This is a genomic window from Archangium sp. (assembly GCF_045802675.1).
Classification (GTDB): domain Bacteria; phylum Myxococcota; class Myxococcia; order Myxococcales; family Myxococcaceae; genus Archangium.
The window spans coordinates 42,581-57,711 of sequence record NZ_JBJMQO010000022.1; the positions used below are offsets into that span (position 1 = coordinate 42,581).

Annotated in this window: 14 protein-coding genes; 4 read left to right on the top strand and 10 right to left on the bottom strand. The window is 71.1% G+C overall.

What is annotated here, in order from left to right:
• Positions 1 to 6 precede the first annotated feature (6 nt).
• Genes ttcA through ACJ8AN_RS05635 form a run of 3 tightly spaced genes read left to right on the top strand, consistent with a single transcriptional unit; the run spans position 7 to position 2,536 of the window.
• Positions 7 to 849 carry a tRNA 2-thiocytidine(32) synthetase TtcA gene (gene ttcA, locus ACJ8AN_RS05625; RefSeq protein ID WP_407754195.1) on the top strand — a complete coding sequence of 281 codons (843 nt, stop codon included), beginning with the start codon at positions 7 to 9 and terminating at the stop codon, positions 847 to 849.
• 19 nt (positions 850 to 868) lie between these two features.
• Positions 869 to 1,696 (top strand): TerB family tellurite resistance protein, encoded by an 828-nt coding sequence (locus ACJ8AN_RS05630; protein ID WP_407754196.1) that lies wholly within the window; start codon positions 869 to 871, stop codon positions 1,694 to 1,696.
• 18 nt (positions 1,697 to 1,714) lie between these two features.
• Positions 1,715 to 2,536 (top strand): phosphate/phosphite/phosphonate ABC transporter substrate-binding protein, encoded by an 822-nt coding sequence (locus ACJ8AN_RS05635; RefSeq protein WP_407754197.1) that lies wholly within the window; start codon positions 1,715 to 1,717, stop codon positions 2,534 to 2,536.
• 57 nt (positions 2,537 to 2,593) lie between these two features.
• Here ACJ8AN_RS05635 and ACJ8AN_RS05640 read toward each other — a convergent pair whose 3' ends face one another.
• Complete coding sequence (locus ACJ8AN_RS05640) at positions 2,594 to 2,947, bottom strand: HU family DNA-binding protein (protein ID WP_407754198.1); 354 nt, start codon at positions 2,945 to 2,947, stop codon at positions 2,594 to 2,596.
• Between the two features lie 194 nt (positions 2,948 to 3,141).
• Complete coding sequence (locus ACJ8AN_RS05645; RefSeq protein ID WP_407754199.1) at positions 3,142 to 4,272, bottom strand: hypothetical protein; 1,131 nt, start codon at positions 4,270 to 4,272, stop codon at positions 3,142 to 3,144.
• Positions 4,273 to 4,449: 177 nt separating this feature from the next.
• Here ACJ8AN_RS05645 and ACJ8AN_RS05650 point away from each other — a divergent pair, with 177 nt between their 5' ends.
• The gene (locus ACJ8AN_RS05650) at positions 4,450 to 4,911 is read left to right on the top strand and encodes a peroxiredoxin (protein ID WP_407754200.1); all 462 of its coding nucleotides are present in this window, start codon (positions 4,450 to 4,452) and stop codon (positions 4,909 to 4,911) included.
• A 25-nt stretch (positions 4,912 to 4,936) separates the two neighbouring features.
• Here the strand turns inward: ACJ8AN_RS05650 and ACJ8AN_RS05655 are convergent, their stop codons facing one another.
• The 8 genes from ACJ8AN_RS05655 to ACJ8AN_RS05690 form a co-directional block, all read right to left on the bottom strand.
• Positions 4,937 to 6,199, bottom strand: coding sequence for a hypothetical protein (locus ACJ8AN_RS05655; protein WP_407754201.1), 1,263 nt, complete (start codon positions 6,197 to 6,199; stop codon positions 4,937 to 4,939).
• 32 nt (positions 6,200 to 6,231) lie between these two features.
• The gene (locus tag ACJ8AN_RS05660) at positions 6,232 to 6,417 is read right to left on the bottom strand and encodes a Uma2 family endonuclease (RefSeq protein ID WP_407754202.1); all 186 of its coding nucleotides are present in this window, start codon (positions 6,415 to 6,417) and stop codon (positions 6,232 to 6,234) included.
• Positions 6,418 to 6,447: 30 nt separating this feature from the next.
• Positions 6,448 to 7,548: a serine/threonine protein kinase gene (locus ACJ8AN_RS05665; RefSeq protein ID WP_407754203.1), complete on the bottom strand. Its 1,101-nt coding sequence runs from the start codon at positions 7,546 to 7,548 to the stop codon at positions 6,448 to 6,450.
• 140 nt (positions 7,549 to 7,688) lie between these two features.
• The gene (locus ACJ8AN_RS05670; protein ID WP_407754204.1) at positions 7,689 to 10,700 is read right to left on the bottom strand and encodes a hypothetical protein; all 3,012 of its coding nucleotides are present in this window, start codon (positions 10,698 to 10,700) and stop codon (positions 7,689 to 7,691) included.
• Between the two features lie 187 nt (positions 10,701 to 10,887).
• Complete coding sequence (locus ACJ8AN_RS05675) at positions 10,888 to 11,748, bottom strand: alpha/beta fold hydrolase (RefSeq protein WP_407754205.1); 861 nt, start codon at positions 11,746 to 11,748, stop codon at positions 10,888 to 10,890.
• A 93-nt stretch (positions 11,749 to 11,841) separates the two neighbouring features.
• Positions 11,842 to 12,015 (bottom strand): hypothetical protein, encoded by a 174-nt coding sequence (locus tag ACJ8AN_RS05680; protein WP_407754206.1) that lies wholly within the window; start codon positions 12,013 to 12,015, stop codon positions 11,842 to 11,844.
• Positions 12,016 to 12,318: 303 nt separating this feature from the next.
• A complete protein-coding gene (locus tag ACJ8AN_RS05685) occupies positions 12,319 to 13,179 on the bottom strand; it encodes a class I SAM-dependent methyltransferase (protein ID WP_407754207.1) in 861 nt (286 codons plus the stop codon).
• A complete protein-coding gene (locus ACJ8AN_RS05690; RefSeq protein ID WP_407754208.1) occupies positions 13,176 to 15,098 on the bottom strand; it encodes an AAA domain-containing protein in 1,923 nt (640 codons plus the stop codon). Before ACJ8AN_RS05690 ends, ACJ8AN_RS05685 begins: the two co-directional genes overlap by 4 nt.
• Positions 15,099 to 15,131: the final 33 nt, after the last annotated feature.

Sequence of the window (15,131 nt, forward strand, 5' to 3'; positions counted from 1 at the left end):
GCTAGGATGACAACCCCGATGAACCCCGACGTCCTCCGCCTCGAGAAGAACCTGCTCGGCCACATGGGCCGCGCCATCTCCGACTACTCCCTCATCTCCCAGGGGGACCGCATCATGGTGGGGGTGTCCGGTGGGAAGGACTCGTACACCCTGCTCTACCTCCTGCGCGAGCTGCAGCGCCGCGCCCCGGTGAAGTTCGACCTGCTCGCCGTGAACCTGGACCAGGGCCACCCTGGCTTCCCGGCCGACAAGCTGGAGGGCTGGTTCAAGAGCGAGGGCTTCACCTACAAGATGCTCAAGGAGGACACCTACTCGGTCGTCCTCGAGAAGACGCCCCCGGGCAAGACGCAGTGCACCGTCTGCTCCCGCCTGCGCCGCGGCATCCTCTACACCGCCGCCGTGGAGCTGGGCTGCAACAAGATTGCCCTCGGCCACCACCGCGACGATCTCATCAACACCCTGCTGCTCAACCTCTTCTTCGCCGGCTCGCTCAAGGCGATGCCGCCCATCCTGAAGAGTGACGATGGGCGCAACACCGTCATCCGCCCCCTGTGCTACGCGGCCGAGAAGGAGATCGCCGCCTACGCCGAGGCCCGCCACTTCCCCATCATCCCGTGCGACCTGTGCGGCTCGCAGGAGAACCTCCAGCGCAAGCGCATGCAGCGGCTGGTGGAGGAGCTGGGCAAGGAGATTCCCAACGTCCGCCAGAGCGTTCTGTCCGCCATGAGTAACGTGCGGCCGAGCCACCTGATGGACCGGAGTCTTTTCGACTTTGCCTCGCTCGCGACCGAGGGTACTGAACCGGTGGACCCGCGCACACAGACGCGCACGCACGACGACGCAGCATGAACCCAGGAAGGGTTGGCGGATGCCTCGTGAACAGGCAGTGAAGGCGCGCAAGGAGCGCAACGCGGCGCTGGTGGAGATGATGCTGCTGGCCGCCATGGCCGACGGCCGGGTGTCGCAGCACGAGCTGCAGACGTTGTTGCGGCGCGTCATCGAGCGCCCCGAGTTCGAGGGCACCAGGCCCGAGGAGCTCAACGCGCTGGTGGAGGCGAGCGCCCAGCGGCTGTCCAAGGCGCATGACCTCGAGGAGATTCTCGCCTCGCTCCGGGCACGGCTGCCGGACCACAAGAACCGGATGCTGGCCTTCGGGCTGGCGGCGTCCATCGCGTTCTCGGACCACCGGGCCACGCGCACGGAGCTGGGCTTGCTCAAGACGTTCCAGGCCGCGCTCGGCATCTCCGAGGACGAGGTGGCGCAGATTGTCGACGTCATCGAGGGTGGAGGCAGCCTGGCGGAGGCGCTGGGCGAGCCGCTCGAGCGCCTCTACGCCGAGGTGATGGTGCTGGTGAGCGCGGCGGACGGGCACCTGAAGGAGGCCGAGGCGCGGGCGCTGGTGGAGAGCTTCGCGTCGGATCCGCTCTTCCACAACGTGAGCCCCGAGCGCGCCCAGGCCTTCGTGAGCGAGGCGGTGTCGGCGCTGGTGGCCGAGGGCCTGCCGACCCGGTTGCAGGTGCTGGCGCACGGGCTGACGACGCACCCCCAGCGGCTGAAGGCCTACCGGCTGGCGACGAAGATTGCCCACGCGAGCGGGCAGGAGCCGAGCCCGGGCGAGCAGCGCATCCTCCACATCCTCCAGGCGACGTTCGGCCTGGCGGACGACGAAGTGGCGCGGCTGGACCGCGAGGCGTAAGCAGGAGCCCGGCCCCCCATGTCCGTTCCCCCTCCGAATCCGGCGCGCTTCTCCTTCCGCTTCGCCCTGCCGCCCTCGCTGGGCAACACGCTGGCGCGCGAGCGGGCCGAGCACTTCACCTCGTTCATCGAGCGCGCCCTGGGCCGCAAGGTGGAGGTGAGCGTGGCGTCCAGCTACGAGGCGCTGGCGAAGGACCTGCTGGCGGGGCGGGCGGATGCCATCTGGGCGCCGCCCTTCGTGTGCGCGCGGGTGGAGGCCATGGGCGTGCGGGTGCTGGCGCGCGGGGTGCGGCGGGGGCGCTCGTCGTACCGGGCGGCGCTGGTGACGCGCGCGGGCTCGGGACTGACGCTGGAGAAGCTGCCGGGCACGCGCATGGCGTGGGTGGACCGGGACTCGGTGGGCGGCTACCTGCTGCCGGCCGCGTACCTGAAGGCCAAGGGGCTGGAGCCGGCGAAGACGTTCTCCGCGCAGCAGTTCGCGGGCTCGTACAAGGCGGCGCTGGAGGCGGTGCTCGGCGGCACGGCGGACATGGCGAGCGTCTTCTGCCCGCCCGAGTCCACCGGGCTGACGTACGCGGACGGCGTCGAGGTGGTGCTGCCGGGGAAGGGTGGGGCCTTCGAGCTCATCGCCTACACCGAGGAGGCGCCCAACGACGGGGTGCCGGTGGGGATGGGCGTGGCGCCGGAGCTGGTGGGGATGCTGGAGCGGGCGCTGCTCGGGCTGCACGAGAGCGAGGAGGGCAAGCGCCTGCTGGAGGAGCTCTTCTCCGCGGAGCGCTTCGAGCCGGCGCCGCGCATGGGCTACCGGGCGCTGTACCGCGTGGCGCTCGCGAGCCTCTGAGCGCGGGGAAGGAGGGACCGAGGCCCTCGAGGAGCCCCGGTCCCCGGGTTCAGCGGTCTAGAGCATGTCCTTGAGGGCCTTGAGGGCCTGGATCTTCACGACCTTGCGGGCCGGCTTGGCCTTGAAGGTGGTCTCCTGGCCGGTGAAGGGGTTGATGCCCTTGCGCGCCTTGGTGGCGGGCTTCTTCACGACCTTGAGCTTCATGAGGCCCGGCACCACGAACTTGCCGGGACCGCGGCTGCCGAGGCTCTTCTCGATGTGCCCGCCGAGCGCCTCGAACACCGAGCCGACCTGCTTCTTGCTGAGGCCGGTCTGCTCGGCGATGGACACCAGCAGCTCGGACTTCGTCGGCCCCCTGTCGGAGGAGGAAGCGGACTTCTTCGCGGTAGCGGTCTTCGTCTTTGCGGCCATGTGGAGTCTCCTGAGTGGGACACACATGCCCTTATTCTCTCGCGCGCGAGTCCGCAAGATGCGGAACGGTTTCGCGGTGCGGATCCGTTGAGAGCACGAAGCCTCGGCAGCGTCCGAGGCCGATTTTTCGGCCTCGAGCGGGGAGTGGACCGAAGGCTCCGGCGGGGAGGATGCGCCCGTGGACCTCTCATCGATCAGGCCGTGGCCGAGGGGAGCCCCTCCACTCGCTGCCGGAGGTGGCGCAGCTGGGCCCGTTCCATCAGCTCGTGCAGTACGCCCATGAGGGGGCGCACGAGGGCCATGCGGGGGCTCGGGGCGTAGTCCGCGCGCACTCGCACCACCAGCCGGGTGGCCTCCTCGCCCACGCGCTGGAGCACGAACGCCCAGGTCGAGCGCCAGGGCGGTGCATGCGGCTGGGGCGGTCCACCTCCTGGCAGCAGCTCGGGGGAGCCGAGCATCAGCAACCGCTCCGGTTCGAGCTGGAGCACGCCGAATCCCTCGGAGCCCGTGGGCCTTCCCGGAATGACGTCCCCAACGGCCAGGTGCTGAAACTCGGGCACGAGCCGGTCCGCGCTCGGGATGCCCGCGTTGTCGAGCCGGTCGATGCTGTACCAGCCCGCGCGTTGGCAGCCCATCTGCACGAGCCAGGGCCAGAGGCGCTCGGGTGGGGCCTCGAAGACGCGGACGTGCGTGCGCTGGAAGCGTGCCGAGGGGAGGAGCGCGTCTCCCGGCAGGGGCTCTCTCCGAGGCGAGGGCACCCGGCCCAGGTCTCGCCGCAGCCTGCGCAGCGCGCCCCAGCGGATGGCTCGCGAGAACCGGCCGATCAGCCACCAGTACCTCCGGAAGCGCGCCCACGAGGCCGCATCCGTCGCGGTGACGCGCAGCTCGACGCCAATCCACGAGCCGCCGCCCTCGCGCGGTACCACGCTCAGGTTCCACGTGAGCTTGCCGAAACCCGGCCCGTCGAACGCGGCGAAGCGCTCGGGGGGCACGTCCGCGAACTCGATGCGCGGTTGCCAGAACCGGCCGGCGGCGCCGACCACCAGCTCGTGTCCCGGCTTCTCGCCCAGCAGGATGAACCCGTTGCCCGGCGCGACGATGTCGTCGATGCCCGAGTGGGCGGCTTTCGGCATCGGCTCGCCGCGGAGCCGGGCGATGAGGCGCTCGGGAAGGAGCCGGAGCGTGAAGAGCCAGCGGATGAAGGGGACGCGGTAGAGATCAATCGCTCGCACGGCTTCCCAGGCGCGCTCGGGGCTCGCGGCGACGGCCACGCGATCGACCTCCCGGAGTGAGTAGCCCGGCATGAATTCGTGGAGGAGTGACATGGACGCGCGCACCTCGAGCCTCCCCTCAGGATGCGCATGGGCGCACGTGTCCCGGAGCGGACCGGTGGGCCGACGCACCCGTTGAGGGGTGGACGGCCCAGGGCGAGCGCACTGAACGTTGAAGGCGTTGACGCCGGGCGTTATTGCCTGGGCCCCCATTTCCCCCGAAGGAGCCCCATGGCGATTCAAGTCGGTGACGAAGCCCCGGACTTTCCCTTCACCCTCAAGGACGGCAGCCCGGTCAGCCTCAAGTCCCTGCTCCAGAAGAAGGCCGTGGTCCTCTACTTCTACCCGAAGGACGACACGCCCGGCTGCACGAAGGAGGCCTGTTCCTTCCGCGACGCCTATGAGTCCTTCTCCGAGGCCGGGGCCGAGGTCATCGGCGTCAGCGCGGATGCGTCCTCGAAGCACGAGGCCTTCGCCACCAGGCACCGGCTGCCCTTCACGTTGGTGAGCGACGAGGACGGCTCGCTGCGCCAGCGCTACGGGGTGCCGCGCTCGTTCCTCGGCCTGTTGCCGGGCCGGGTGACGTATGTGATTGACCGCAAGGGCATCGTCCAGCACGTCTTCAACTCGCAGATCCAGGCGACCCGCCACATCACCGAGGCGCTGGACGTCATCAAGCGCCTGCGGTCCTGACGGCGCGCCGGGCCCGGGCCGGACGTCAGTGCGCCGACGTCCGCGCGGGGCCCAGCGTCCGGCCCGCGAGGGTGCTCGGGGCCATGGGGAGCTGCTCGACGTGGAACTGAGGTAGGGCGCGGAACAGCAGCCAGTCCCCGCTCGTGAGGGGCCCCTTCACGAGCTGCCCGGTGTCGAGCAACTGCCGGCCGATGGGCACGGACGCGTCGCCGAGCGCGAGCTGGAAGTGGACGTGCTCCAGCCGTCCGTTTTCCAGCTTCACCCGGCCCGCCACGTACACGCTGTCATCGCGCAGGAAGAGCTGCGAGGCGCCCTCCACGCGGCCGTAGGAGTTGTCCGCGCAGATGAGCTCGAAGGCCTCCTCGCGGAGCACCGAGGGACAGTCGCCGCTCGGCGTGTGGCCCACCACGAGCCGGTGGATGCCCGAGCGGGCGAGCGTCGCGATGAGGGCGGGGGAGGGCAGTCCGGGGTGGTTGCGCTCGTTGGCCATGCGCCCGTACACCACGCTGGCGGTGTTGACGTGCTTGCCTGGGGTGGGGGCCTGGTAGGCGATGAGCGGCTCCCACGCCGGGGTGCCATCCGGCCCGAGACGCCCCTCGAGGAAGGCGCCCACCTGCTCGCGATACCAGTGGTTGAGGGCCTCGCTCCAGGCGTCCACTCCTTCCACACGGCCGAGGGCGGGCACCACCTCGAGGCTGTCCTCGTGCACGCCGCCGTGGACGAAGAGGGTGTTGCCGATGCGGTGGGCGAGCTGGCACGCGGCGAGGTAGTCGCGCATGGCGCCCCCGGGGCCGAGCTCCTCGAGGAAGCTGTCCACCACGTCCTCCTCGCTCACGGGCGAGCCGGAGCGGGTCAGCTCGGTGTGGCGGAAGTCGAAGGCGCCGCGAGCGCCCATGGTGTTCGCGAAGATCCACCGCAGGAGCACCGGCCGGGGGCCGCCGCGCACGTCCGCGGGCGTCTTCGCCAGGGGGTGGCCGTTGAGCTCGCGCACCAGGCGCAGCTTGTTGATGTCCCGGTTGCCCGCCAGCAGCACCACCTGCGAGGGCTGCCGGCGCCAGGCGTCGAGGAGGGTGCGGACGACGCGCTGGCTGTCGGGGCCCCGGTCCACGGCATCTCCCCCGTAGACGAAGGTGGCGCCCGGCCGCACCACGAGCCGCTCCCCGTCCTCCAGGGACACGAGGGGGTTGTCCTGGCAGAAGCTGGTGAGCTTCTCCCAGATGCCCTCCACGTCCGTGAGGTAGGCGACAGGGTGGTCGGACTTGCTCGTCCCTGGCAGGGGGCTCGCCATGAGGAGATGGTGCACAGCCGGAGCGGCTTCGTCTACGACTCATCCCAGAGCGCGGCGAGCTCCAGCTCCAGGGCCTCGAAGGGCTCGGCGCGCACCCGGGCCGAGCCGGAGGAGGTGACGCGCAGGGAGTAGTGCCCGCCTTCCAGCCGGAACACCTCCAGCATGCGTGCTTCCGGGTCCACCAGCCAGACGTGCTTCACGCCCTCGCGCGCGTACACGGGAAGCTGGGTGCTCGGCCGTGGGGAGGGTTACGTCTCCGTGTCCTCGCCGTTGCCGCGATGGCCTCCGGAGCGCCGGGGCGCGGGAGCGGCCTGCACGGCGCGGGTGCGCGGGGGCGTGCGCGGACTCGCGGCGGGAGCCTCCTTCCGGGCCTGCGGGCCGGGCACGGGCGCCACCTTGGTCGACGAGGGCGAGCTGCCCTCTTTCGCCAGCCGCGGATCGTACTGGATGACGGTGGGCTCGGTGGCGAAGCGCTCCTCCTCCAGCTCCGAGGAGTACAGGTCCTTCATGAAGGACGTGAGGTGCGCCTGGGTGCCCGGGAGCCGCTCGGCGAGCAGGAAGTCCTCGAGCGCCAGCTGGAGCTCCCCGGCGCTCTGGTAGCGATCCTCGCGCTTGCGGGCCAGGGCCTTCATCACCACCGCGTCGAGCGACCTGGGCAGGCCCGGCACGGCCTCGGAGGGGAGGGTGACGCGCGCGCCGACCACGGCCTTGAGGGTGGCCAGGTCCGACTCGCGCTTGAAGAGCCGCTGGCTGGTGAGCAGCTCGTAGAAGACGGTGCCCAGGCCGTACACGTCCGAGCGCGCGTCGAGCTCCTCGCCGCGGGCCTGCTCCGGGGACATGTACGCGTGCTTGCCCTTGATGGTGCCGACAATCGTCTGCGACAGCTTCCCCGAGGCCTTGGCCACGCCGAAGTCGATGAGCTTCACGTTGCCGTTGAAGCCCACGAGCACGTTCTGCGGGGACACGTCGCGGTGGATGATGCCCAGCCTGCGTCCCGAGGGCGAGCGGGCCTGGTGCGCGTGGTCCAGCGCCGCGGCGGCGTCCGCGACGATGCGGCACTTGAGCCCCAGCGGCAGCCCGCCCTTGAGCTGGTTGGCGCGCGCGTTCACCTGGCTGACGGGCTCGCCCTGGACGTACTCCATGGCGATGTAGAGCACCCCGTCCACGTCCCCCAGGTCGTAGATCTGCGCGATGTTGGGGTGGTTGAGGTTGCCGGCGATGCGCGCCTCGTCCTGGAACATCTGGATGAAGTCCCGGTCCTCGGAGAGGTGGGGCAGCAGCCGCTTCACCACCAGCAGCTTCTGGAAGCCCACGGGCCCCTTCTGCCGGGCCAGGAAGACCTGACCCATTCCGCCAGTCGCCAGTTTGCGTAGCAGCTCGTAACGGCCGAAGGTTTCCACGGGAGGGGAGCACCATAGCCCCCCCGAGGCCACCAGCGGAAGGGACCCCGTGTCCTGGACGGGGTCCCTCGAGGGTGTCTCAGGGGCCCTCAGGGGCTCCCGGGAGGCACCGAGCAGGCGCTCCGGTAGCGGACCTCGATCGTCTGTCCCGTCGTGGGCACCGTGGCGGGTTGGAAGACGACCGCGTTGCGCGAGGCGTCGTACGTCCACTGGTCGCCGGGGAGCTTCTTGCCCTGGACGCGCACGGACATCTCCGCGGTGCCATTGGGCGTGGCGCTCAGGGTGAAGTCGGCCTGGGGCCCGTCGGCGCGCTGCAGCAGCTTGTCGAGGAAGGAGCCGTAGTCGCCCTGGCAGACGGAGCCCGCTTCACCGCCGGTGCGCCGGGCGACGGTGGAGAAGCGCGGCCCCGGCTTGCCCGCGGTGGTGCAGGCCTCGTCGGTGGGCACCAGGGCGTACAGCTGGGTGCGGTGCGCCATGCCCGTGCCCTTGATGGCCTGGAGGAACTGCACGTAGCTCTCCGGTTCGAAGCCCGAGTGGTCGTCCTCGTCGGACACCACCACCACCGCGAGCCGGGCCGTGGGGCGCAGGAAGCCCAGGTTGCCGTCGTTGGGCAGCGGGGTGCGCGGATCATCCGCGCTGGTGGCCAGGGGCGAGGACAGGCCCTGCCGCATGGCCTCGAGGCCCTGCACCAGGTTGTGGCACAGGCCCACGTCGTCGATGTTGGCCTGCACCGTGGCCGCCGCCGTGGCCGAGGTGCTGGAGACGGCCCGGGCGCGGCGCCCATCCACCGGGACGAGCCGGCCCGCGTCACCGCCCGCGGACGGGGTGGCGCACACGCCCGCTCGCGCGGCCAGGCCCGTGCTGGTGACACCCAGGCGCAGGTCCACCCCGGCCGCCTTCGCACGCTCCACCCACCCGGGCAGGGCCGCCTTCAACCGCGCCTGGAAGGGGTCCATGGTGGTGGTGTTGGACACCACGAAGAGGACGTCCAGCTGGCTGTCCGTGCCCTGGATGAAGCGGTCGAGCTGCAGGCCCTCGTGGTTCGTCTCCGCCAGCAGCGGGATGAGCAGGGGGCTCGGCTCGTTGTTGGCCGAGACGAAGAAGGGGCTGTAGTGCTGGCCGTGCACGTTGCGCGCGTAGGTGAACTCCAGCTCGAAGCCCTCGCCGGGAGCGAGCGTGCGCGGCAGGGCCAGCGGCGTCACCAGCGTGTACTGGTCACTGGTGCCCGCGCCGATGTGCGCGTCATTCACGGTGATGGGCACGGCGCACTGGTTGGACACGAGCGTGCGCCGGGGCATCGTCGGGCAGTCGTAGCGGATGGGCCCGAAGTCCACGAAGGTCGGCGCGGCCACCAGGCACGTCGCGTTGGACACGCCGTGCAGGGGCAGCGTCACCGTCGGGTAGGCCGGGTTGTTCACCGTCAGCTTCAGCTCGCCCGTGTACTCGCCCTGCGCCGGGGGCCGGAAGGCAATCATGGCGCTGAAGGCCGTGTCGTACGGCACCACGCCGCCCGCCAGCGCGCCACCCGGCATGAAGAAGGCGCCCCCCGCGTTGTTGGACAGGTGGATGTCCTTCACGGCGCACTCGTCGCGGCCGGGGTTGCGGAAGTAGAAGCCCAGCACGGCGCCACGGCCCGGCTCCACGTTGCCGAAGTCCATCATCGGCTGGGGCTTGAGCTCGTAGACGCAGGGGCCGGTGGCCCGCGCGCGGCCGGTGAGGACGATGGTGCGCTCGGGCGTGAAGAGGTCGTCCGAGACGAGCACCAGCGTGGCCTGCCAGGGGCCCTCGTCCTTGGGCTCGAAGTACACCGTCAAATCCAGCGCGTCCGTGCCCGGGGCGATGGGAATGTCGTCGGTGGTGAGCGTGGGCCAGGCGGTGCCGGCCTTCCACTCATAGGGCTGCTTGCCGCGCATGGGCACATCCACCGAGAAGTGCTGCGCGGCCCCGGTGCCCTTCACGCCGCGGAAGTAGAGGTTGCCCGTGGTGCCGCCGTTGGAGATGCGGATGGTCTGCCCCACCTTGCCGCCCACGGGCAGCTCGCCGAAGTCCAGCGCCAGCGGGGCCACCGCCAGCGTGGGCCGGCCACCGCGCGCGTCCAGCAGCACCTGCGACTGGCGCGGCTTGTCCGACTCGTAGCCCACCGTGAGCAGGCCCGTGTACAGGTCCGGCGAGCGCGCCGCGAACTCCAGCGGCACCTCCACCTGCTCGCCCGGCTTCACCTCGTGCGCGCGCAGCGGGTTGAGCGGCGTGAAGGAGCGGTCGCTGGTGCTCAGCCCCATGATGGTGACGGGCCGCCAGGTGATGTTGCGCGCGCGCGTGAAGGACTTCGTGCGCTCGTGCACGGGAATCAAATCGAAGGGCACCGGCTCGGGGTCGAACACGAAGGCGCTCGCCACCGAGCGGCCCACCAGCTCCGCCGTCGTCGGCGTGCAGGTGGCGCAGGGCCTCACCTCCACCTGCGCGCGCATGTCGCCCAGGCCCCGTGGCAGGTAGCGCGTCTCCACCTGCTGCCTGCTCAAGGGCGGCACCGTGATGGTGTCCGTGCTGAAGGCGTCCGCCGCCGAGCCCCGCACCGTCACCGTGAGCGGCAGGTCCACCGGGTTGGTGATGGTCAGCCGCAGGGCGCGCTCGCTGTCGATCTCCAGCGTCTCGAAGTCCAGCTGCGCCGGTTGGATTTGGATGGGCGAGGGCACGCCCTGGCCCTGCACTCGCACCGTGTGCTCACGGCCCGCGTTGGCGTCCGTGGTCACGTGCACCGTCTCCTCCAAGGAGCCCTCGGCGAGCGGGTGGAAGCGCACGTGCACCAGCTTCTCGTCGCCGGGCATCACCCGGCCCTCGCCCTCGAAGGACACCTCGTAGGACGGGTCCTTCCGCAGCCCCAGCGCCTCCAGCGCATGGAAGGGCACGTAGCCCACGTTGCGCAGGCGCACGACCTTCTCGCGCCATTCGCCGACCGGCACCTCGCCGAAGTCGAGTGTGTCCGTGTCCACTGCCGCCTGAGCCTGCACCGAGCGGGTATTCCCCGGCTCGTGGCACGCGACCAGAAGTGCCGCCAGCAGTGACAGCCTGAAGAACCGCACACCGCCCAGCCCCGTTGTCATTGCCCGTTCCCGCCTCGAACCCATCCGGCCCCTACCTAATCAAGACTCGTACCAACCCGGCGTCGGCGGGCAGCCCAATGAAAACAGGGGCTTGGCGGAGGAGGAAATGTAGGATGGGAACGGAGGGAACCCGTATGCCCCGGGGGGTGAAGGAGTTTTCCCCGTCTTGCTGGGCACTCCGGTCGCCTCAGCGGGCCTCGGAGACGAGCGCTTCCACCACCCGCGCCACCGCCTGGGGCTGCTCCAGGTGGACGTGGTGCCCTCCGGGAATCGTCACCGGGGGCCGCAGGGTGCGCAGGGCGGCGAGCCGTGCCCGGGCCTTCTCGTCCTCGAAGCGGAAGCCGTCGCCGCCGAGGATCAACCCCATGGGGCACTCGACGGCCGAGGAGATGGCCAGCCACTGGTCATCATCGAAGCCGTGGCCGAAGCGGCGGCGGTGGACGGGGTCGAACGTGAAGACGACGCCGCCCTCCACGGGCTGGGTGCCATGGCGGGCGAGGTGGAGCGTGACGTGCTCGGGCTGGGAGGAGTTGCTCTCCCGGAGGCGGGCGGCGGCGGCCTCCACGCTGGGGTAGGGCTTGCGGTTGGGGGCGCGCTCCATGTCCTCGAGGAAGCCGCGCAGGCGCGCGAGGGCCACTTCCGGAGGGCCGCCCGTGGGGCCGAGGCTCTCAATCAGCTGCACGCTGCGCACGCGCGAGGGGCGCGCGGCGGCGTAGGCCGTGGCGACGATGCCGCCCATGGAGTGGCCGACGAGGTGCACCGCCTGGGCGCCCGAGGCGCGCACCACCGCCTCCACGTCCACCAGGTAATGGGCGAACTCGTAGAGGCCGGGGCGCGGCAGCCAGGCGCTGCGGCCCATGCCGCGGAAGTCGAGCAGCAGCAGGCGCCAGGAGTCCGGCAGGTGCTCGGCGAGGAAGTCGAAGCTGTGCGAGTGGTCCAACCAGCCGTGGAGGAACACGACGGTGGGCGAGCCCACGGGGTTGCGCTGGCGCACGTGGAGGGCCAGGCCGTGGGCATCGACGGTCAACGTTTCGAAGGTAGCGGGCAACGGCGGCTCCTGAGGGAACGGGGCACAGTACCCCGACTCCCTCCGGCTTGACGCGCTCCGCCGTCACCGGGAACTACAGGTACGACTCGGACTTCAGGCCTGGAGCTGCACGGACTCCAGGGGCGCCGAGGCGGCGAGCACCATCGCGAGCTGCCGGGCCTGGCCCTCGGTGGTGCAGCGGTACTCCTGCACCTTCCCGTTCGCCTTCTCCAGGCGAAGGATCCAGACATCCGCTTCCTTGGACACGACGGGACGAACTTGCGACATGGCTGCCTCCTCGAGGTGTGCCTTCCCCCAGTCCCTCTCCAAGCATGCGCCGTGCCGAGGTCCCCTCTCGGCGGCTCCCCAAGGAATCCGGGGATTTAGGGCCTACCCATCCCTCCGGGGGTGACAAATCTTGCGGGGTACGGTGACAAAACGTGCAGGTAGGCCCGCACCTTTTGCGGAGTGCGGCGAGGTGACCCTGGAGGTTCTCACTTTCTCGGTTCCTGGAGGGAGCTCGCGGGGTTGCCGCGGCCCGGCGCCGGGGGGCGGCCCTGCCCTCGTGGGTGGGCTGGCCGGGACGCCGCGCTAGGGCTTTTCCGCGACCATGTTCCGAGTGCGCAGGAGGGTCGGGACCGTCGGTTCCGGTGCGCCGTAGCGGGCCGCCCAGTCCCCGCCGCCGCTGTCGCGGAGCACCTTCAGCCCCGCGGTCTCCACTTCGCGCGTCATGGTGTCGCGGGAGCGGTCGCCAATCTGGGGTTCCTTCACGCGCCCGGTGAACCACCAGCGCATGGGGCGCTCCGCGGCGGTGACTTCACCCGGTTCGCGATAGTTCACGACGAGCCGGCTTCCGGGCGCGGAGAGCCCGCTCACGTCCGCGAGCGTGGCGGCGATGGCCGCGTCCGTCAGGTACATGGTGACGCCTTCCCAGATCCACACCGTGGGCGCGGACGGGTCGAAGCCCGCCTCCCGGAGGCGCTGGGCCAGCCGCTCGTGCTCGAAGTCCACGGGGACGTAGGTGAGCCGGTGGGCCACCAGGGGCAGGCCGCGGGCACGGACGCGCTTGTCCGCCTGGGTGGCGGGGTGATCCACCTCGAAGACGGTAACGCCCGCGAGCCCGGGCAGACGGTGGGCGCGCCCGTCGAGCCCCGCGCCCAGGATGACGAGCTGCCGGCAGCCCCGGGCCACCGCCTCGGCGAGCTCCTCGTCGATGTGGAGCGTGCGCAGCGGGAGGATGTCCACCAGGGGAGAGAAGCGGCGCCGCGCTTTCTCCGGCTCGAGGCGTCTGGTGGCTCTGCGGATGCCCGCGTGCAGCGTGGACCAGGGGAAGGGGAGGAGCTTTCGCGCGGTGGGGTCCGAGAACGAGGGCACGCCGGTCAAGCCGTCGTGGGCGAGCGCCCGGAGGAAGGCGACCATGACGGAGGTCTGACTGGGGCGGCGGGCATTCATGGGGCCTCGGAGGGGTCGGGCCACTCCCAGGCGGAGCGGTAGCCACCGCCCTCCTGGGTGGACTCGATGAAGCGGGAGTAGAAGGGGTGGCCGCTGAGGGTGGCCGAGTCGCCCACCACGAAGAGGTGCCTGCGGGCGCGGGTGAGGGCGACGTTCATGCGGCGCAGGTCGGAGAGGAAGCCAATCTGCTGCTCGGAGTTGGAGCGGGTGAGGGAGACGAGGATGGCATCCTTCTCGCGGCCCTGGAAGGCGTCGACGGTGTCCACCTCGACGTCGGGGGAGAGGGGCTCGACGCGCTCGCGCAGGGCGTGGGCCTGGGCGCGGTAGGGGGTGATGACGGCGAGCTCCCGGGGCGTAAGGCCCGCGGCGAGCAGCTCCTTCACCCGGGCGACGACGAGGTCCGCCTCGCCGGTGTTGAAGAGGCTGCCGGTGTCCTTCTCCAGCTCTTCGTCGAAGCCCTTGCCGGCGGTGTCGAGGAAGAGCACGGGCGGGGCGTCGGGGGTGGTGCCGGTGGGGAGCACGTCCGCGAGGGTGCGGTCGGCCACGCTGGGGTGGGCGCGCAGCTCGCCGGCGTACATCTCCCGCGAGGGGAAGGACATGATGGCGGTGTTCATCCGGTACTGCTCGCGGAGCATGCGCTTGACGCCCTCGCCGTGGTCGGAGAGCAGGCGCTCGAAGAGGCTGACGGAGAGGCCCTGTTTGGCGGCCTCGGGGGAGAGGACGGTGGGGGGGAGCTGCTGGGGGTCTCCAGCGAGGATGACTTTCGGGGCGCGCAGGAAGCCGAGCAGGGCGAGGGGCTCGGTGGCCTGGGTGGCCTCATCGAGCAGGGCGAGGTCGAACTCCTCGTGGGAGAGGATGCCGGACTCGAGGCTGGCGAGGGTGACGCAGACGACCTGGGCGCGCTCGAGGACGCTTCTCAGGGCCTTGCGCTCGAGGGCGCGGGCCTCGTCGAGGAGGCTCTTGGCCTCGGTGGTGGAGGCGCGGGCGTTGGAGAAGCGCTCGCGGCTGCGGCCCTGGGTGCGCTGGCGGCGGGCGTAGCCGAGCAGGGAGAAGGCCTCGTCGAAGAGCTCGCGGGAGAGGACGCGGTCGGGGTGCTCCTCGACGACGATGTCGAGGGTGTGCTCCTGGAGGCGAGGGGTGACGCGGGCGGGGTGGCCGACGCGGAGGGCGCGCAGGCCCTTGTCGAGGCAGAGGTCGGTGAGGTGGTCGACGGCGGCGTTGCTGGCGGCGGTGCACAGCAGGCGCTGGCCGCGCTCGACGGCCTGGGCGGCGACCTCGGCGAGCACGGTGCTCTTGCCGGTGCCGGGAGGGCCGTGGACGAGGAAGAAGTCCTCGGCGGCGAGGGCGCGGGCGACGGCGTCCAGCTGCTCGGGGTTGAGGGGGCGGGAGGGGGAGAAGTCACGGAGCGAGTCGAAGCGGGGGGGCTCGTTGCCCAGCAGTACCTCGCGCTTGCGGCGGGCGGCGCCCTTGTCGAGCGCCTTGACGCGGGCGAGGCCGGCGCGGACGCGCTCGAAGGTGACGTCGTTGGGGACGCGGTCGAGGCGGAGGAGGCCCTCGTGGACGAAGGGAGGGGGCTCGCGGTCGAAGGCGAGCTGGACGCGGGTGGCGGTGGCGCGGGAGACGAGGGCGCGGGCGGGCTCCTTGATTTCGGAGCGGCGGGGGAAGACGGCGACCTGGTCGCCGTTGTCGAGGCGTGCGGGGAAGCGGGCCCTGTCCTTGCGGGCGAGCGTAACGAGGACGCGGCCGCCGAGGCCGACCTCCTCCTCGATGCTCTCGAGGTCGAGGAAGGAGAGGCCCTGCTCGGCACGCTGCTGGAGGGACATGCCCTCGGCGAGGGCTTCCATGCGAGCGCGCTCGGCCTCGCGCTCGAGGGCGAGGAGGCGGCCAAGGGAGTCGAAGAAGGAGACGTCGCGAGGCATGGGGAGGTTTATGCCACGCGGCGAGCCCTCGCA